This window comes from Paenibacillus sp. RC21 (genome assembly GCF_044907935.1).
GTDB classification, from domain to species: Bacteria; Bacillota; Bacilli; order Paenibacillales; family Paenibacillaceae; genus Paenibacillus; species Paenibacillus terrae_A.
The window spans coordinates 208,483-227,381 of the sequence record NZ_JBIYCS010000003.1 but is presented as its reverse complement, the minus strand read 5'-3'; the positions used below and the strand labels follow the sequence as shown (position 1 = coordinate 227,381).

Annotated in this window: 15 protein-coding genes and 1 pseudogene; 3 read left to right on the top strand and 13 right to left on the bottom strand. The window is 46.3% G+C overall.

Going from position 1 to position 18,899, the window contains the following annotated elements:
- Positions 1-95: 95 nt before the first annotated feature.
- The 3 genes from ABIA61_RS10770 to ABIA61_RS10760 all read right to left on the bottom strand — a co-directional run bounded on the left by ABIA61_RS10770 (position 96) and on the right by ABIA61_RS10760 (position 3,985).
- Positions 96-1,499, bottom strand: coding sequence for an NAD-dependent malic enzyme (locus ABIA61_RS10770; protein ID WP_404580713.1), 1,404 nt, complete (start codon positions 1,497-1,499; stop codon positions 96-98).
- A gap of 136 nt (positions 1,500-1,635) precedes the next feature.
- Positions 1,636-2,394 (bottom strand): response regulator, encoded by a 759-nt coding sequence (locus ABIA61_RS10765; RefSeq protein ID WP_404580712.1) that lies wholly within the window; start codon positions 2,392-2,394, stop codon positions 1,636-1,638.
- Entirely contained in the window at positions 2,387-3,985 is a 1,599-nt protein-coding gene (locus tag ABIA61_RS10760) for an ATP-binding protein (RefSeq protein WP_404580711.1), read from the bottom strand. Before ABIA61_RS10760 ends, ABIA61_RS10765 begins: the two co-directional genes overlap by 8 nt.
- Positions 3,986-4,072: 87 nt before the next feature.
- Here ABIA61_RS10760 and ABIA61_RS10755 point away from each other — a divergent pair, with 87 nt between their 5' ends.
- Positions 4,073-5,107, top strand: a complete 1,035-nt coding sequence (locus ABIA61_RS10755; protein WP_404520418.1) for a DctP family TRAP transporter solute-binding subunit — start codon at positions 4,073-4,075, stop codon at positions 5,105-5,107.
- Positions 5,108-5,221: 114 nt separating this feature from the next.
- Positions 5,222-6,523 (top strand): dicarboxylate/amino acid:cation symporter, encoded by a 1,302-nt coding sequence (locus ABIA61_RS10750; RefSeq protein WP_404520419.1) that lies wholly within the window; start codon positions 5,222-5,224, stop codon positions 6,521-6,523.
- A 204-nt stretch (positions 6,524-6,727) separates the two neighbouring features.
- Here the strand turns inward: ABIA61_RS10750 and ABIA61_RS10745 are convergent, their stop codons facing one another.
- The 9 genes and pseudogenes from ABIA61_RS10745 to ABIA61_RS10705 form a co-directional block, all read right to left on the bottom strand.
- Complete coding sequence (locus ABIA61_RS10745; protein WP_404520420.1) at positions 6,728-7,384, bottom strand: DJ-1/PfpI family protein; 657 nt, start codon at positions 7,382-7,384, stop codon at positions 6,728-6,730.
- Between the two features lie 325 nt (positions 7,385-7,709).
- Positions 7,710-9,578: an ABC transporter ATP-binding protein gene (locus tag ABIA61_RS10740; protein WP_404520421.1), complete on the bottom strand. Its 1,869-nt coding sequence runs from the start codon at positions 9,576-9,578 to the stop codon at positions 7,710-7,712.
- Positions 9,559-11,295, bottom strand: coding sequence for an ABC transporter ATP-binding protein (locus tag ABIA61_RS10735; RefSeq protein WP_283656206.1), 1,737 nt, complete (start codon positions 11,293-11,295; stop codon positions 9,559-9,561). Before ABIA61_RS10735 ends, ABIA61_RS10740 begins: the two co-directional genes overlap by 20 nt.
- A gap of 241 nt (positions 11,296-11,536) precedes the next feature.
- Complete coding sequence (locus ABIA61_RS10730) at positions 11,537-11,686, bottom strand: hypothetical protein (protein ID WP_283654831.1); 150 nt, start codon at positions 11,684-11,686, stop codon at positions 11,537-11,539.
- A 190-nt stretch (positions 11,687-11,876) separates the two neighbouring features.
- Positions 11,877-12,494 carry a cyclase family protein gene (locus ABIA61_RS10725; RefSeq protein ID WP_404580846.1) on the bottom strand — a complete coding sequence of 206 codons (618 nt, stop codon included), beginning with the start codon at positions 12,492-12,494 and terminating at the stop codon, positions 11,877-11,879.
- A 271-nt stretch (positions 12,495-12,765) separates the two neighbouring features.
- Positions 12,766-13,391, bottom strand: a pseudogene (locus ABIA61_RS10720) (AraC family ligand binding domain-containing protein).
- 25 nt (positions 13,392-13,416) lie between these two features.
- Positions 13,417-13,992, bottom strand: coding sequence for a LysE family translocator (locus tag ABIA61_RS10715; RefSeq protein WP_404580710.1), 576 nt, complete (start codon positions 13,990-13,992; stop codon positions 13,417-13,419).
- Between the two features lie 220 nt (positions 13,993-14,212).
- The gene (locus ABIA61_RS10710; RefSeq protein ID WP_404580709.1) at positions 14,213-14,698 is read right to left on the bottom strand and encodes a TetR/AcrR family transcriptional regulator; all 486 of its coding nucleotides are present in this window, start codon (positions 14,696-14,698) and stop codon (positions 14,213-14,215) included.
- A 484-nt stretch (positions 14,699-15,182) separates the two neighbouring features.
- Positions 15,183-15,608 carry a MaoC family dehydratase gene (locus ABIA61_RS10705; RefSeq protein ID WP_283657637.1) on the bottom strand — a complete coding sequence of 142 codons (426 nt, stop codon included), beginning with the start codon at positions 15,606-15,608 and terminating at the stop codon, positions 15,183-15,185.
- 386 nt (positions 15,609-15,994) lie between these two features.
- On the opposite strand from ABIA61_RS10705, the gene ABIA61_RS10700 reads away from it, so the two are divergent.
- Complete coding sequence (locus ABIA61_RS10700) at positions 15,995-16,111, top strand: hypothetical protein (RefSeq protein ID WP_404520424.1); 117 nt, start codon at positions 15,995-15,997, stop codon at positions 16,109-16,111.
- A 335-nt stretch (positions 16,112-16,446) separates the two neighbouring features.
- On the opposite strand, the gene ABIA61_RS10695 is transcribed toward ABIA61_RS10700, so the two are convergent.
- Complete coding sequence (locus ABIA61_RS10695) at positions 16,447-18,885, bottom strand: rhamnogalacturonan lyase (RefSeq protein WP_404580024.1); 2,439 nt, start codon at positions 18,883-18,885, stop codon at positions 16,447-16,449.
- Positions 18,886-18,899 lie beyond the last annotated feature (14 nt).

Sequence of the window (18,899 nt, the reverse complement as noted above, 5' to 3'; positions counted from 1 at the left end):
CAAAATAGATCAGGCTAACACGGCAACGTATCTGCAACCGCCTATTTTCACAGTTTAACAGACGATGCTATGTAATTCTATTTCGCTCTAGCGGACTATCTGAAATCCGGTGGAATACGCCGAGCCGTTCCCGTCAGAATAGCCGCTTCAATTACGGCCTTCCTCACCTGGGTAACGACCTGTTCGTTGAAGATGCTTGGAATAATGTATTGCTCGTTTAACTCCCGTTCACTTACGACAGAAGCAATCGCGCGGGCGGCGGCCAATTTCATCGGCTCGTTGATGTGACGCGCCCGGCAATCGAGCGCTCCCCTGAAGATGCCCGGAAACACAAGCACATTGTTAATCTGGTTGGGATAGTCGCTGCGACCCGTGGCAAATACACGAACATGCGGGATAGCTTGCTCAGGCGCAATCTCCGGCTCTGGATTAGCCATGGCAAAAACAATACTGTCCACCGCCATCCCCTGTACATCTGAGGCATTCAGCAGATTGCCACGTGACACACCAATGAACACATCCGCATCCCGAATGACCTCCTTTAAGGTGCCTGACTCGGGCTCTACTTGCGGCTGATCCGCTAGCCATTGCCACATAGGATAGGGATAGGTGCCGCCTTGTACGATGGCTCCATCCCGATCTACCGGAACCAGTCGGCTCACCCCTGCGGCCAGCAGCATTTTGCATATCGACACGCCTGCAGCCCCTATTCCGTTCACAACGACCCGAACATTTTCGATCCGCTTCCCAACGACCTTCAATGCATTCAGCAGGCCTGCAATCACCACAACCGCCGTGCCGTGCTGGTCATCGTGAAAGACGGGAATATCCAATTCTTCTGCCAGGCGGGCTTCGATCTCGAAACAGCGTGGAGAACTGATATCCTCTAAATTAATTCCCCCGAAAATCGGGCTGATCGCCTTAATCGTACGAATGATTTCCTCCGTATCCTTCGTGTCCAGACAAATGGGGAATGCATCGACTCCGGCAAGCTGTTTGAATAGCATCGCCTTGCCCTCCATCACAGGTGCAGCCGCATGTGGGCCGATGTCACCAAGCCCCAGAACTGCAGTACCATCGGTTACAACCACGACGGTGTTTCGTTTGATGGTCAGGGAGTACGCTTTTTTCGGATTTTCATGAATGGACGTACAGACCCGGGCCACTCCCGGCGTATATACCCGTGACAGATCATCCCGATTTTTGATCGGCAAATTGGGTTGGACTGATATTTTACCCCCCAGGTGCGCGAGAAACGTGCGGTCAGAAACGTTAATGAGTTGAATGCCTGCTAACGACTTGAGTGATTCGATGAGCGCAGTCTCCGCTATTTCAGCAACGTGGACAGTGATGTCGCGAACAGAAGAATCCTGTCCGGGGCGAATAACATCAATGGAAGTAATGTCTCCTCCAGCACGGCTGATCGTTGATGCGACCTCACCGAAGTTTATTTTGGAATGAATGAGCTCCAATCGAAGAATCAGACTATTAAAGGCCACGGTACATCCGCTCCTATTCTATTCATAGCATGTGTGAGACACAAAAGGCAGACACGTGTATTGTTTGTGTCCAGGTTCCCCTGCCTTTACATGTTACCGCTTTCATAAAAGCGTTGGGAAGTTTTTGTCCATATTGTTACTTATGGTCATTTTGGTCACGCAGCAGCTCATACCGATTAACGGGACGACCGACCCCGCCATAATGCACAACCAGGCGCACAATCCCCCTTTTCTCCAGATAATCCAGGTATCTTCTTGCCGTTACACGGGCAATCCCTACTCCCTCAGCGGTTTCTTCAGCAGACAGCTTGCCGCCATGCTGCTCCATGACCGCAAGCACCTGCTTCAGGGTGGCAGCATTCAAGCCCTTTGGCAGCTCATCGTAGGACATCGCCCATTCCTCGTATACTGAAGCAGAGACTACCGCTTTCTTAGCCGCTTCTCCATTTTGCATAATAATGAGGTCCAGCTCTTCCTGGGTTCCTACTTCTTCCGCCCATAATCCAGCCTGCTGCACCCGGTAACGCTCCAGCGTATGGTGGATACGCTCTACCTTAAAAGGTTTAATAATATAATCGAACGCTCCGTTTCGCATCATTTCACGAATCGTCTCCGTATCCTTCGCGGCGGTTACGACAACTACATCTACAGGCAATGCCATAGAACGGATGCGCTGCAAGGTCGCTATCCCGTCCAGCGACGGCATGAACACGTCAAGAAAAATCAGATCAGGCTGTAGCTCCTCAATCAGCTCCAATCCCCGAAGCCCGTTGGAGGCCAGACCTACGACCTGAAACCCGTCAACCTGTTCGATAAACAGTCGATTCACCTCTTGTACCATCGGATCATCCTCGACCAGCAGCACATGAAACAGTGATTTAATAGGTTTACTCATCGTCGCTCCCTCTCTCCCTCAACGGAAATAGAATCTCTATCGAAGTTCCCAAGCCAAGTGAAGACTCGCATGTCAGGCGGCCGTTCCCCTTGGTGACAATCCCGCTTAGTAAATGCAGCCCCATGCCGCGGCTTTCTCCCTTCTTGGTCGTAAATCCGCGTTCGAGCATTCGTTGCTTCGTTGTCTCCGACATTCCACAGCCATTATCCTCGACCAATATGGACATATATTCGTCATCCTGCTGGATGCTGACATAAATCTCCTTGGAGCCGACTTCTGTATCCGCCAGTGCATCAAAGGCATTCTCAATTAAATTTCCGAGTAACAGAACGAAATCATGGCGGTCAATCAGCCGGGGAAACTGATTCATTCTGCTGTCAGGATCAATCCTGATATCAATGCCGAGCTCTTTACCACGGCTAATTTTACCCAATAGCAGTCCTGCAACTCCGTCATCATCGAAATGCCGTTGAAGGAAGCGCGTGATCTCCTCCTGTTGCTCGGTCACCTCAAACAGATAGCTCAACGCCTCGTTCTGCTGCCCAAGCTGGAGCAAGCCGGCGACGGTATGCATTTTGTTCATATGCTCATGATTTTGTGCACGAAGCGCATGAACAAACTCTTTGACACCTGTGAGCTCCTCGGCCATTCTAGTCACCTCGGTCTTGTCCTGAAATATGGAGATTGCCCCCATCGTAACTCCCTGTTCGCGAATGGGAATTCGGTTGCTCCAAATAATGGTTCCGCCAATTTTTAGCTCCTGGCTCAAAATTGCGACTCCCGAATCCAGCACTTCCGGCAAACGAGTATCCGGGATGACCTCACGGATCGGCAATCCCGCTACATCACGGTGCACATCGAAAATTTGTTTGGCCCGTTCGTTGAAAATCGTAATGATGCAGTTGCGGTCAATGGCAATGACGCCCTCATGCATCGCCTGAAAGGCTGCGCTTCGCTCACGAAACATTCTCGCAATCTCCTGCGGCTCCAGGTTGAACATCTGGAGCTTAATATGACGGGCCAGCAATGCGGAGCCAATCACACCAAACATCAGCGACAGCAACGAAGTGATGATGATGGATTGCTTCTCCTGACGGATAATCTCCGTCACGCTTGGCAGCAGGCCGCCCGCCACAACGACGCCCACCTGCTCCGAGGAAGCATTCATAATCGGCACAAAGGAACGCAAGCCGATGCCCGCTTCGCTGCGTACTTTGGAGACATACGTATGTTCAGCAAATGCGGCATCATCATCCCGAGCCTGAAACGTTCCGCCGATTCGCTCCGAAAGCGGATGAGACAACCGTTTGCGGTTCATATCGAGCACGACGATATAAGCCGCATCGTTTAATATCCGAATTTTGTCCGCCATTGGTGCAATCACGGCAGAAGCATTCGGGTCATCAATTCTTTCCACTACATCCGGCAGGTTCGCAACCGTCTGGGCTGTAATCGTAAGCCGCTGCTTGAGTTCTTCTTCCTTGAGCCGGGTGGCGCTACCAAACAGAAAAAGGCCGCCGATCAAAAGAGAAAAAAGAACGACTCCAAATGAAAGTATCATGATTTTCCAATATATGCGAAGTCTGTTCATCCTCTTCTCCTTCCCTTTAAAGCGTTTACCTTTGAATATCATTGTGGAATAATGGGTCTAAAATAGCAACAGATGGGAGGTTACTTTGTGAAAAGAGCTGCTGGATTTGGTGTTTTGCTCGTACTGGGTATCCTAACGGCTTATGTGATCGGTTTTCAAAGGAATTTTGGTGAAAAACTCCCTTATGATAATGAATTTTCGGGCCTTAAAGATCGGATTGTGATCAAATTTAGCCATGTCGTTGCCGAAAACTCTCCCAAAGGACTGGCAGCCGCTCATTTTGCACAACGGGTTAAAGAAAAATCCAACGATCGGATTGAGATTCAAGTGTTCCCCAATGGAATGCGCTATTCAGAAACCACGGAAGTGGCTGCACTTCAACGGGGAGAAATCCAGATGATAGCTCCTTCGTTTTCCAATTTGAATGCGATTGATCCAGCCTGGCTGGTGATGGATCTTCCGTTTGCCTTCGAGAATCAGGCTCAGGTCGATCAGGCACTGAACGGAGAATTGGGCAAGCGGTTATCGCAAACACTTGAGCCCTATGGCATGAAAGGCGTCGCCTTCTGGTCGAACGGCTTTCGACAGATCACTAACAACGCCCATCCCATTAGACAACCCGCAGACTTTACAGGCTTGAAATTCCGTATCCAGCCAAGCCAGGTGTTGGACCGTCAGTTTGAAGCGCTGGGAGCATCGACCATCAGCACTCCTTTTAATGAAATATATCACAGCCTGGAGACGGGCACGGCAGACGGACAGGAGAACACGATATCCAATATTCTTACCAAACGGTTTTACCAAGTGCAACGTTATATGACCATCAGCAACCACAGCTATCTGGGTTATGCCGTCGTATTTAACAAATCCTATTGGGATAGCCTCCCAAGTGACGCCAAGCGGGTGCTGCAGGAGGCACTTGAGGAAACGACGCGTTGGAACAAACGGGAAACAGCTGAAAATGCCAATCGGCTTAGCCAGCTGCAACAGACCGGAGACATTAAAATTATCCATCTGTCCGAGGGGGAGCGTAAGCTTTGGAGAGAACGTCTGCGCGTGCTCTATCCGGAGTTCACTCCTATCATCGGTACGGAGCTAATGGATATGATTCAAGGACCTTAAAGACCAAAAAGAACGTTATGACCGTATTCTTGTTTGCCAAGAACGTAGCTTTTACACTGGGGATACAAAAATAAAGCGTTTTCAAAAATTAAAAGAAAGCGAGAGCGTATCCCTATGAAACTGAGAATTAATTTTAAAAACTTGACGGTTCAGGTCGTTATCGCTATTGTGCTGGGTATTCTTTTAGGTCACTTTTTTCCTGCAACAGGCGAAAAACTCAAAGTGCTTGGAGACGCCTTTATCAAGCTCATTAAGATGGTCATCGCCCCCATTGTATTTTTTACGGTTGTACACGGGATTGCCAGCATGGGGGACATGAAAAAGGTCGGTCGTATCGGTGGAAAGGCTCTTCTCTATTTTGAAATCGTTACCACGATTGCGCTGGCGATTGGTCTGATCGTGGTCAATCTGGTAAGACCGGGGGCTGGCATTGATGTGAGCAAAGCAACCGGGGACGTATCTCAATATGCTCAAAAAGCAGCGGAAACAAGTCACGGGGTAGTTGATTTCATCGTGGGTATTATTCCTGAAAATGTAGTAAGCGCTATGGCAGGTGGAGAATTGCTGCCTATCCTGTTTTTTGCCATCCTCTTCGGACTGTCACTGACGGCCATGGGGGAGCATGCCAAACCCGTCATTGTCCTGTTCGACAAACTGTCGCACGCCTTCTTTGGCATCGTCAATATGGTCATGAAATTGTCCCCAATCGCCGCATTTGGTGCCATGTCGTACACCATTGGTAAATTCGGCATTGGGTCGTTAACCTCTCTGGGTAAGCTGATGGGTTCCGTTTACCTGACTATGGCCTTATTCGTTATCATTGTGCTCGGTCTGATTGCTCGCATGTACGGGTTCAGCATTTTCAAGTTTATCGCTTATATCAAAGAAGAAATTTTACTTGTACTCGGTACTTCATCCTCCGAGTCTGCCCTGCCACGTATGATGGACAAAATGGAGAAATACGGCTGTTCCAAATCGGTGGTTGGCCTGGTCATTCCAACGGGCTATTCGTTTAACCTGGATGGTACGGCGATCTATCTGTCCATGGCCGCCATATTTGTGGCTCAGGCCTCCGGCGTCGACATGACCATATGGCAGCAGTTGACACTGCTCGGTATTCTCATGCTGACCTCGAAGGGAGCCGCGGGCGTCACTGGTTCCGGTTTTATTACACTGGCAGCCACGTTGGCGGCATTCCCTTCGATCCCGCTGGCCGGGATGGCGCTGCTGCTTGGCGTTGACCGCTTTATGTCAGAAGCACGCGCCATCACCAATCTGATCGGTAACGGGGTCGCTACTGTCATCGTCGCCAAATCGGAAAAGGAATTTCATCCCGACAGACAGGCGGAGATGGCTTCAGCATCGGCTGAGCTTGAAACTAGCCCTTTACACAGCCCGATTACTAAATCCGTATAATAATGCAGGCTTTATGTAGAGCCGGTTTACGGCTCTTTTTTGCGTTTCAATGAACAAGGTTCCATTTACGCATTTTCTTTATTAAATGTACAGTCAGATATCCTATTGCTAATAATCCTGTGCTTATAAACCAACTAATAATTTCGAAATTAATAGTTCCCCCTAAGAAAAATGAATGTATACAAAAAGAATATATATGGTGATTTACACATTGGGCTCCCGTTTTGCAAACTCTTGTAACATACCTCTTATTTGTTCTACTAATAAAGCAGGCGCTTTCTTTGGTGAGCCCGTGTCAAACGGAGGCTGAGGATCGTATTCCAAAATCAATTGGACTCCTTTACTCATATCTTCTCCCAATTCCCATGCTATTAGTTGGAGGGCCATATCAATACCAGAGGAGACACCGGCTGCTGTAACGATTTTGCCCTGACGAACTACTCTCTCATCTGTTGGTATGGTTCCAAGAGATTGGAGCAGGTCTAAGGATCCCCAATGACTGGTGGCTACGGTTCCATTTAACAAGCCTGCAGCGCTCAAAATCAGAGAGCCGTTACAAACCGACGTGGTCCATTTCGTAGTTTCATGTATTTGGCGAATCCAATTTAACGTTTCTTCGTCATTCATTGGAGTTTTATAATTTGGCGGACTACAACCTGGAACTACAAGAATATCAGCTGAAGTAACTTCAGAAAAACTGTAATCGGCATGCAAATAACCCATATTTGAGTCCAGCTTGATTAACCCTTTTTTCCTAGCAACAAACTTCACTTCACATTTCAGTGTAGCAGCAAATACATCGTATGGACCAATTGCATCTAATGCAGTGATTCCATCGAAAAGCATGATTGCGATTTTCATGATGATCTCTCCTTTGAAGTGGGATTCTATTCTTACACACCAATACTAACATACCCATACGGGGTATGGGTATATAAAATGTTGTGAAAACACTGCTCGGCTTTCTTCATGGACGATATCGCCCACAACCAGAACAATGACCTTTTGAAGTAATAATACGCCTTATCAGTGTATAACCCTCTGCCCTCGACCGAGGTACCTTAATTTCAAACACCTCTTGTCACAAATATGGATTGACAAATGCCCATGCAAACCTTTAATAGTACGTACCTGTAAAAGAGGCTTACTTAAAAAGGGCTACCCCCCAGAGTAGCCCTTTTTATCATCATAAAGCTTCAACATCACGCCTGCAAATCTGTTTATCCAGCTTTCTCAACTGCCCATAAAATAAATCACTGTAAAATCCTTTATGGGTCAGCAGCTCATCATGAGAACCCTGCTCCTCCAGATGGCCATCCTTCAAGACCAGAATCCGATCAGCCTGACGAATGGTATTCAGCCGATGCGCGATGACAAAGCTTGTTCGCCCCTGCATAAGCCGTTCCAGTCCTTCTTGTATTTTCATCTCGGTAATCGTGTCGATGCTGCTGGTTGCCTCGTCGAGTACGAGAATCGAAGGGTTGGCCAAAATAGCGCGAGCGATAGCCAGCAGCTGCTTTTGCCCTTGACTGATGCCGCTGCCATTAGCCTCCAGCACCTTATCGTATCCGTCCTTCATCCGCATGATAAAGGAGTGGGCGTTCGCCAGCTTCGATGCTTCCTCTATCTCTTCATCGGTGGCATCCAGTCTGCCGAAGCGGATATTTTCGCGGATTGTTCCTTGGAACAGAAAGGAATCCTGTAGCACAAACGCCATGCGGGAGCGCAAGCTTTCACGCTGTATGGTGGTAATGTCTCGTCCATCTAACGTGATCATTCCCTCGTCGGGACTGTAAAAACGGGATATCAACTGGATCAGCGTTGTTTTTCCAGCCCCGGTCGGACCAACCAGTGCGATCATCTCACCCGGCTTGGCTTCAAAAGAGATGCCTTTCAGCGTAGCACTCTCCTCATCATAGCCGAAGGAAACATCGGTAAACCGCACAGCCCCCTCGACATGCTTCAGCTCTACCGCGCCGTGCTCGTCCTTGGACTCTTCATCCTCATCCAATATTTCGAATACACGCTCAGCTCCGGCAATAGCGGACAGCAGTGTGTTCCACTGGTTAGCCAGATCGTTCAGCGGTCTGGTGAACTGGCGGGCATACTCTACGAATACGATAATCGTACCTATGGTAATCGAGCCGTGAATCGCCAAAATTCCGCCGATCCCCGCTACCATGGCAAAGCTGAGATTATTCAGCCCGTTCATCAGCTTTGGAATAAAACCGGAAATCGTTTGTGCCCAGAAGCCCGACAGACGGATACGGTCATTACGTTCGCCAAAGCCTCGAATAACCCTCTTTTCCTGCGAAAATGCTTTGATAATCTGCTGCCCGGATAACGTTTCCTCGATGTATCCGTTCAGTTCGCCCAAGTTCTTCTGCCGTTCCTTGTATAATGGACCCGTGCGGCGCGTAATCCAGCGCATCCCGACTGCCATCAGCGGCACCACGATAAAGGTCAGCAGTGTCATCAGCGGGCTTAACCACAGCATGACTGCGAGTGTACCCACCAGCGTCAATATGCTCGAAAAAATCTGAATGGCCGAGCTATTCAGTGTAGAGCTGACATTTTCGATATCATTCGTCAGTCGACTCATGATCTCTCCCTGCTGACGTTTGCCGTAGAAAGGAATTGGTAGCCGATGCAAATGTGAAAACAGGTCGAAACGCATCCGGTACACGGTCTCTTGGGCGATTTCGATCATCCAGATATTTTGCAGCCAGGAGGTCAGCGAATTAAGCAAGTACACAGCCCCCAGCCCAATGAGAAAATAAATCCACGTGCGTCCGCCCGGACCTTCCAGAAAATCGTCCACTGCAACGCCGACCAAATACGGACCCAGCAGAGCCAGTCCTGAACTGAGCAGTACCATGAACAGCACCAGCATCAGCTTGGCCTTGCGGCGGGCCAAATACTCCCATATCCTACCCAGCGTGCCGGACCAGTTCTTGGCCTTGGCCTTGCGGCGTCCCTCTGCTCCTGCCGGGTTCCTCAGCACACCGGACGGCGGTGTAGGCTGACGGAACGGATCAATGAGTTCCTTGAACATGCGACTCCTCCTCACCGTGTTGTGATTCATAGATGCGTCGATACAGCTCCGAACTGTCCATTAAATGCTCATGACTTCCACTCGCGATCAGACGGCCTTCATCCAGCAGTAAAATCTGATTTGCCGATGCGGTCGAGCTGATCTTCTGCGTAATGAGAAATGTCGTGCAGGACAAGCCTTCCAGCGCCTCCAACAAAGCCGCCTCTGTCCGCACATCCAGCGCACTGGTGCTGTCGTCCAAAATAAGCACCGCCGGATGGCGCACCAGCGCGCGGGCAATAGATAGCCGTTGCTTCTGTCCACCGGACAGATTCACACCGCGCTGTCCCAGCATGGTGTCATAGCCTTGCGGCAAGCGCTCAATCATATCGTGAATTTGCGCCATACGAGCTGCTTCCTGAATCTGCTCCAGACTGGCATCCTCCAGCCCCCAAGCGATATTTTCCCGAATTGAGCCAGTGAAAAGAAGCACCTCCTGTGGCACGTAGCCAATGGCCTCACGCAGTATGGAAGCGTCCAGTTCCCGCGCGTCCTTGCCGTCAAAGCGCACACGGCCCTCATCTTCTTCATACAAACGCGTAATGAGCTGCACAAGTGAGGATTTACCCGACCCAGTGGCCCCCATAATAGCGATGCGCTCACCCGGTCGAGCCATAAAGGAAATATCCTTTAGCACCGCGAGATCGCTGCCCGGATAATGAAAGCTCACCCGATCCAGTTCCACCTGTCCCTCTATTCGCGTGTTATGTGTTGGAATAGGCTCCCGTTCCCCATAGTCTTCATGATGTGTCTCCAGTACCTCACGAATCCTCGCCGTGGAAGCGGTCGCCCGGGAAAACACGACAACAATCCCCGACAAGGCAGACAAGGCTCCAATCGTCCGCAGTGAATAATTGACGACAGCGACCACCTGTCCCACACTGGCATCTCCTGTTGCAATTTGCCCCCGTCCGAACCAAAGCACGGCGATAATTCCCGCATTCATCGTAAACAAAATGAACGGCATCGTCGTTTCTGTCCAGCGCAAAGCGGAAACCGTCCCTTTCATCAATTCGCCCCCATAATGGGCAAAACGCTCGATTTCATGCCGCATCCGCACAAAAACCCGAATGAGCCGCATACCTGTCAGATTCTCCTGAATCACCCCGTTAACGTCATCCAAACGACGCTGGACGCCTTTAAACAAAGTGACGGTTCGCCGCATCATCACCAAAACAAACACGAACAGCACCGGGGCCATAACCGCCAGCAACAGTCCAAGTCTGAAATGCACAACCAGCGCCATCACGATGCTGCCAATCACCACCAGCGGCACCCGTGTCATAAACCGCAAGCTCATAAACACCGTATCCTGCACCTGTGTCACGTCCCCCGTCAAACGCGTAATCAGCGATGAGGTAGCAAGACGTTTAAACACCGGATAGGAAAAGGATTGCACCTTATGATACAGCCTTTCCCGCAAATCATACCCAAAGCCCTGACTGGCATGAGAGGCAAAAAAGGAACTGGAAATTCCCGCTATAAAAGCAATAACGGCGCTTCCTACCAGCACACCGCCCCATAACCAGACGACGGACAAATCCTGCTGCCGGATGCCCTCATCAATAATTTTGGAGATCAGATACGGTTGCGACAATTCCACCGTCAGCTCCAGCAGCATCATCACGAGGGCCGCGATGGCCGGAACCCGGTATTTTTTCAGAAAAGAGAACATCATCCCCACAAGCATTCCTCCAATTGCTCGACAGCCGTCCTTCCAGATCAGCGTGTGATCGTCATATGAATCGAACCTGCCATATTACAATATATACACACTTTATACAGCACTATATTTTATTATACCCTTCTGAACGCCCTCCTTCTAACTAATAAATTAAAGATTTCTGCTGACACATTTAAAAATATGCATTAAAAAGAGAGCACGTAAATACGGCTCTCCTTCTGAAAAAAATTCAAATTTACTCGACCCTTACATTTTGGTAAAAAGCCTGCCCTCCAAATACATTCACGCCAAAATGCCCTTCTGCAAACGTACCGTCCTCCAGGTCGATCACCTGTAAATTCAGGTAATAGCCATTCGATCGGTCAGCATTGGCGCGAAAGAGCATGGAACCAGCACTTCCATTTCCATACAGATGCCTCCCTATGCGGCTTTGTAATACATTTGAGATATTAATAAAAAGATTGGTGGTTGTGTTGGAAAGCATCTTCCTCATTCCACATCTACTTGAAGAGCGTCGCTGCACTTCTTGTCCTATCCTGAAATTCCTTTTTTTCGAGGCCAACAGAGAATAGCTCTTATTCTTCAATTTCAACGATGACGTTAACGACAGATGCATCGTGGTCTTTAATGCGAAGTGGTGCTGTGAAGGCAGAAATGAGCTTTTTGCCAACCAATGGCGCTGGATTAATGTCTTCATAAATGAGCATTGTCGGCTCTTCATACTTTTCATGGTCTAAAAAGGCATGGTGGACAAAATAGCCGTTTCCTTTTGCTTCTGTCAAATTTTCAATGCTCAAGGTATCTATGGCCACCGCTTTGCAGTTTGGCAACTTCGTTCGGATGTATTCGGCGGCTTCCGGAGAGACAGCCGGGAAATTATTGGCGTATTTCTCGAAATCCGTATCCCGGTGTTTCCAATGGCTCGTGTTGAAAATTAGAATATCTGCCTCATTCAGTTCTTCATATTCTTTGAGCTTTTCGATAGTGATAAAGCCGTTCGGGCCAAGCGGGCAATCGATTAATAGCGGCTTTCTGTAGATGAAGTCTTCAATCGGAATAGCATCTATTCCCTTACCGTTATTCTTATGATGCCACGGGGCATCGACATGGGTACCGGCATGAAGATACATGCTTAGCACACTTCCGTTCCAGTCATCCCCTTTGTCCAAACGCTCTTTAGGCTCTAATTTCACTTCCGGCAATCCTGGAAAACAGGCATTCCTTCATAAATTGGGTAACCAATTTCGACGTATTTTGACATACTAACACGCTCCTGTAGAATATAAGATTCCATACTTAATAAGGATATTTTTACACTAAGTCCTTTTGTTAGCCTGGTAAACTCCATCACCATCAACATAAGCATAAGGCTCACTGCTCATTAAAAATGCTGTAACATTTAGTTTTTGCCAATTGAAAAGGTCCTCTCTGAGTAAAACTACAAACATAGTTTTAAAAACATCCTTAATTTAAATGTGACATATATTCAAATGCTGTTGTTCCATATACGTTTTTAAATTGTTTATTTAAATGAGTTAAATCAAGTTCTTACATATATCGTCAAGTTTAAGTACATTTTCTAAGTTAGTATGATGAATTATATCTTTTGCTTTCCTGATTAGAGCGTTATCTCTCTTATAGTCTGAAGAAAGATTAGTTTGCATAAGGCTTTCCGTTAGGGATAAGAATAAATCACAGCACAAAGCCTCATCTTTTTCGTTTAATATTGCATTAAAAAGACTTAATATTCTTTGTTTAAGTCTATAATCATACACGATAGGGGTTGAAAAACGTACGATATCCTTTTTCTCAATAACATCTAAAAGCAATTGTGGCTCAATATATAGCATAATATAATTAAGCCCTGCCTTATCATGTGCCCTCCCGTCATGTATCTGACCTGGATTAAAAAGCATAACACCATTTTGATATGATAATTGTAAACTGCCATCTAAGTTATACTGTTGAATACCACGCAATGTTACGCCTATTGCATACTCCTGGTGAGAGTGCTTTTTATACGTAAAATCAGTAATACATGCTGACAACGCAGTAATACCTGCCGATTTTTTATAGATAAATTTGTCCATTTAATTCTCCTCTTTATTAGCTTACCTACATCCATATCATTACTGCGGCATAAACTAAAAATAATGCCATGATTACATTAACAGTCTTTTGATGCCTTTGTAAAAACTCCTTGAAGATTGTACCGAAAAGAACCCACGTAGCAAATGCTAAAAATCCAACAAGAGTTATAACCATAACACTTATGGTTACTGCAGGTATTGTATTATAGTAGGGCATAATAAAGGTAGGAATTATAGTCAATGTAAATATTATCACCTTTGGATTTAAAAACTGCATAAGGAAGCCTGTCATAAAGGTAGCGGTTTGGTTTACAGCTGGTTTTGATGTATCCATTTTGTAAATTTGATAAGCGAGATAGAACATATAAAAGCTTCCGATTATCTGCATAACAACTAAAATTCTTGGTATAATCGTTATAAGCGTAGTGCTCAACACAGCAGAAAAAACAAGTAATAAACCAAAAGCAATTGTTGCTCCATACGTATATTTCATTGCCTTTTTTGTCCCAAAATTATGCACTGTGGATAATATTACGATATTAGTAGGTCCTGGTGTAAAAGTAACAATACAACAGTATAATAAAAAAGATGCAATATTCATGAGAAAAGCTCCCTTCAAGGTATTCTTATGAATATTACATCTTAAGATTAAATGGTATGTAGTATATTATTGCATGGATTATAATAAAGCTTCTGTAAAGTCTCTCCTTTGCCTCACTAATTGTTTAATTTCATTAGATATCTATCTAAGCGGCTATGAACACAAGTCCTTGTCCTTTACTTTATGCCAAACACCTTGGCCATTTCATTGGATGATGTCATTATTGATGAGCCAAGGAAGAAATGATATGTGCAATAGTTTGCGGGCTTTCCCCACTATTTGACTCAAGCCATTGATTAATGACTCCAATGGAACCGTGAACCATGTAAGTGAAAGAATAGTCCATTGAAAATGGCTCCTTCCTGTTTTGTTTGTCTCCATTTCTTTGCAGATAATCTTCAAGCAAGACTTGTGATAGAAAGTTATTTTTTCCTCTCTCCGAAATTAAGATTTTATAAATCGTTTTCTTATCTTGAATTATGCTCAATAGGTTGATCAAGGATTCTTCGGTTGTGCAGGGACTTTCTCCTTTTTGTAACGTTTCCATTATTTCTTGATTAAATCCATTCTGCATTACCTCAAATAATTCATAAGGGTCTTTATAGTGAAGATAAAAGGTGCCACGGTTAATATCTGCTTGTTTACATATTTCAGTTACCGTTATTTGAGGCATTTTTTTCGTTTCTAAAAGAGTAAGAAAACTCAATTTAATGGTGTCTGTCGTATAATTACAGGAAATACTGAAACGTCTTAAAGAGCACGAAGTGGGAAATCGATCAACTGTTAGTTAAACAAAAATTCTTGCATTCTTGCATTTCCGGGATCAGTTTTGCTGTTTGTAAAAGGTCAACATGTTCGTTCTAAGTGCTTGAGACTTTCTCTTCCTCAATAACGAATGAGTCCAACGATATCAGTTATTGTCCTCAGCTCGGAACAAATAACTGATATCGTTAAAAATAAAGCCGTCATTATGGCGACTTCATAAGCGTTTATGTTCTTGCCTTTGACCCCCATCGTGAACGATTCAATGCTACGTTTCAATTGAGCATATGGATTAGAGACTTTCTCAGAGAATTCTACAATTGTTGCTGTACGCATAATATCTCATTTAGTAAATTTGGGATATGGATAGGTTACTCCCTCTTGAAGGGAGTTCATGTCTGCTTCCTGAGCGATATCCTAGAGTTATTTTATTTATTAATGAGAACAGATAACTCCCCTTCGAAAACTTTCACATCTTTATTGTTATATGTTGACAACAAAACTGTAACTATTCCTGTTCCATTATTCTTCTCATTTACTGCAATAACCTCGACTACTGTATACAATTCGTCACCTGGATAAACTGGCTTTAAGAATTTAAGATTATTCATAGCTGTTCCAGCGATTACATCATCACCATAACTCCCAGTTTCAACCCACAATTTGAATGAAACAGCAATTGTTTGTATTCCTGAAGCAATTATTCCATTGAATCTACCTTGTTTTGCTTTCTCCTCATCCAAGTGCATATATTGTGGGTCAAACTCTGCCGCAAATTTAGTGATATTTTCTTTAGTTATTTTTATGGACTTCGTTTTAAAAATTTGGCCAACGTAAAATTCATTGAATTTCATTATTTTCACCTCATCGTTAATTTGCATTTTTTAATATTAAATCAAGGTTGTAAGGCTAATCAAGTTATGACTCTTTTGGTATGTGCCTGTCTGTACTCTTCAACTTTATTGAAGTGTGAGTATGCCTATTTTTAATTTCATGAAAATGACAGTTAATTAATATTAGACAATCACCTAATCGGATATGGATACAAGTATCAAAATTCAGAATGATCAGTTAAGCCCTAATCAACTAAAGGGAGTTTTGTTGAACAAGGAATTAACGTTGTAACACAGAAGGTTTAAAGTAAAAAAACAGAATGTATAGAGAAGGTTTTCTATTGGAATAATTAGTTATTTTATTTTTATTTGCTATTACACTACATAATCTAGAAGAAGCATTATGGTTGCCAGCATGGTCGAATCAAGCTTCAAAATTCCAGAAGCCTGTGGGGAAAAGCGAATTTTATTTGGCAGTAATTTTATTACTTCGTTGGCTTACCTTTCAACTTTTTATTATTTAAAGAGGTGAAATATGTAATTAGAAGGCTTTGTTAGAAACTATAAAGTCGGTTTGTCAATTTTTTTTATTATAATAATAGATACTTCTAAATATAATAAGGAACTCCGTTAGAAGTTCCTTATTATTTTAGAAAATTAACATGGAAAACGGAGTAGGCGGAATGGTGCTGTACAAGCGGAGCGGTCGCCTTTGCCCCCGGATTTCAAACATTGTGCGTTCATTCAGGAAATCCGGGGGCAACAGCGATGGGAAGCACCATCCGCCTGCGTAGTGGCGCCTCATGTACATTTCCAGTTCAACTTATATATTAATACAGGGAAAGCCTAGTCTATTCTTTTATAAATCCTTTGTTGATTCCGCCGACTCTGCCTCTATTTCCTTCGCATTTGTCTCCGAGGTCTCTGCCTCATCCACCTCATCGCTACTCTCTTCCTGAATTACGGCTCTTGGGGTGTAGAGCTTGGGAATCGGCACATTCGCCCAATCCATATCGGATGCGAAGTAAAAGCTTGTATAGGATGGCTGGTTATAGCCCGTATTTTGGCGGGCCACATCCGCCCGATATTGCGGATCATGCATCAGTGTGTACAATTTATGCGTCGTAGGCTCAGTGCTCAAATAGATACGGATCGCCGAGCTATCCGCTGTGCGGACGAGCATTTCTTCCCGCCAATCTCCGAAAATATCGGCTACCAGTGATGGCGTTCCTTTTGTATAGTTGTTCGTCTTCGTTCCTGTTGCGGTCAGCAATGTACCCCGTTTCCAGTCCTCAATGGTTGGAGTTACGTCAATTGCCCCGTTTACGATTTGAGTGGTCATGTCCGCCGCCCATTTGATACTCATATTAGTGCCAGGCATCTTGGTATCAAGCTGCTTGCCGGCAGCGGTCCATAAGCCTATAGCCCAGGTTTCCAGCCCTCGCTGTTCAGGGTCTATGTCCCCGATCATTCCCCGGCCTGTATCCTTGCCGGAATATCCACCGTAGATGACTTTACCCGTTTTGGCATCCCGCAGCGAATAGCCATAAGGAGCATAGGTGCCGCCCTCATGCACCATAAAGATTTCTTTCCCTGGCCGATCAGGGTCAATATCCGTCACATGCAGCGCATCGCCGTGACCCAAACGGGCTGTTTCGCCGGGAATCGCACTTTCCGATGGCATGACATCGAACGAGCTGTACAGCAGGCTACCGTCATGGTCGATGGTGGCAGAGCCGTATACGATTTCGTCCTTGCCGTCACCATCCACATCCGCCACGCTCAGCGAATGGGCTCCCTGTGTGGTCAAGGTTCCGAATTTCGGGTCCGTTCCATCACGCCCGTGCGGGCTATCGTTAAATGGATTCGTCATTGGCGCCCAGCCGCTGTCCACCATCCAGTTCTTTTGGAGATGGCGACCGTCCCATGTGTAGGTGACCAGCGTGGAACGAGTATAGTACCCGCGTGCAAATACAGCGTACGGTTTGCGTCCGTCCAAGTAAGCCACGCCTGCCAGAAAACGATCCACCCGGTTGGCGGGTTCAATCCGGGCCATGGCGTAATCGCCCCACATGAGGCCATCGTCATGACGCTCCGGCTCATAGCGGACAGTGTCCAGCTCTGCTCCCGTTTTTCCTTTGAAAATGGTTAAATATTCCGGTCCATCCACAATGAAGCCTTCGAACTCTCTCAGCTTGTTTTTGTCGCTCCGCGCAGGCGCGTATACATCCATAAAATAGTCGGTCAAACTTTCCGCATCTTTACGGGATAACGGATAGCTATACTTTGGAGCGATACCAAAGCATTCCTCCAGCGTAGCAGGCCATTTCCCTTTGACCACTTCTTCATGCTTCGTCCAGTTCATGAACATGTTCACCACATGCTCGTAATAATCCGTGCGGCTTAAACGGTAATCGTCCTTATGCGTAATCCCTGCTTTGCGATCCTCACGGGGCAGGGTAATATATGTTTCTTTTTTTGGCTTGCCCTTCTTGTCAAAAGTAATCGTTTTGGTACCCGGAGCCGTTTTGAACATCAGCTCGGCTTTGCCGTCGCCATCAAAATCGTACACTATCATCTGTGTATAATGTGCACCTGACCGAATATTCACACCCAGGTCGATCCGATATAACAGCTTGCCCTCAACTGTATATGCATCGACATACGTATTTCCGGTATAGCCCTTCTGAGAAACGTCCTTGGAGTTCGACGGGTCCCATTTTACAAAAAATTCATATTGTCCGTCTCCGTCCACATCCCCCACACTCATATCATTTGCAGAGTAGGTATAGGACTCACCTGCGGGTGTTGCTCCATCGGCGGGCTTTTGAAGAGGCAGCTCGTAGTAACCCTGCTGCCACGGCGTCACTTTGGCGCTGCGATCCTTTTCCCGTCCATTAACGACTGAAGCCACCCTGTAGACTGCATTTCCGCTTCCTTCTTTATCCACATAGTTGGTGCTGTCGGTCACCGTCGCGATCTTTTTACCGTCACGGTATACATTAAAATTCGCGCCTGTCAGCCCCGTTGGGCCGTAACCATTCACTTCCTGCGCCAGCAGCCGCCAGCTTAGAAATACACCCTCCGGCGTCACCGCAGCCACCAGTCCCCGATCCAGCTTTTCCAGTTGGATGCTGCCACTTCGGTTCTGTTCGACGGCAACAGCCGATGCTGCCTGAAGCTCCGGTTCAGATGGAGCTTCTGCCGCCATCCCCACAGTTGTACCCGTCATCGCCAGCATCGTTGCCAACGCGGCGGTCAAGGTTCCCTTTCGCCATGCGCCTTTCCTTTGAGCCATCCAAGTCGTCCTCC

What these genes read in the sequence shown, in the direction of transcription:
- ABIA61_RS10750 (WP_404520419.1), top strand. Translation starts at nt 5,222, where the DNA reads ATGAAACTGAGAATTAATTTTAAAAACTTGACGGTTCAGGTCGTTATC.
- ABIA61_RS10730 (WP_283654831.1), bottom strand. Translation starts at nt 11,686, where the DNA reads ATGCTCTTTCGCGCCAATGCTGACCGATCGAATGGCTATTACCTGAAT.
- ABIA61_RS10740 (WP_404520421.1), bottom strand. Translation starts at nt 9,578, where the DNA reads ATGTTCAAGGAACTCATTGATCCGTTCCGTCAGCCTACACCGCCGTCC.
- ABIA61_RS10715 (WP_404580710.1), bottom strand. Translation starts at nt 13,992, where the DNA reads ATGAATATTGCATCTTTTTTATTATACTGTTGTATTGTTACTTTTACA.
- ABIA61_RS10760 (WP_404580711.1), bottom strand. Translation starts at nt 3,985, where the DNA reads ATGAACAGACTTCGCATATATTGGAAAATCATGATACTTTCATTTGGA.
- ABIA61_RS10765 (WP_404580712.1), bottom strand. Translation starts at nt 2,394, where the DNA reads ATGAGTAAACCTATTAAATCACTGTTTCATGTGCTGCTGGTCGAGGAT.
- ABIA61_RS10705 (WP_283657637.1), bottom strand. Translation starts at nt 15,608, where the DNA reads ATGAAATTCAATGAATTTTACGTTGGCCAAATTTTTAAAACGAAGTCC.
- ABIA61_RS10695 (WP_404580024.1), bottom strand. Translation starts at nt 18,885, where the DNA reads ATGGCTCAAAGGAAAGGCGCATGGCGAAAGGGAACCTTGACCGCCGCG.
- ABIA61_RS10735 (WP_283656206.1), bottom strand. Translation starts at nt 11,295, where the DNA reads ATGATGTTCTCTTTTCTGAAAAAATACCGGGTTCCGGCCATCGCGGCC.
- ABIA61_RS10745 (WP_404520420.1), bottom strand. Translation starts at nt 7,384, where the DNA reads ATGAAAATCGCAATCATGCTTTTCGATGGAATCACTGCATTAGATGCA.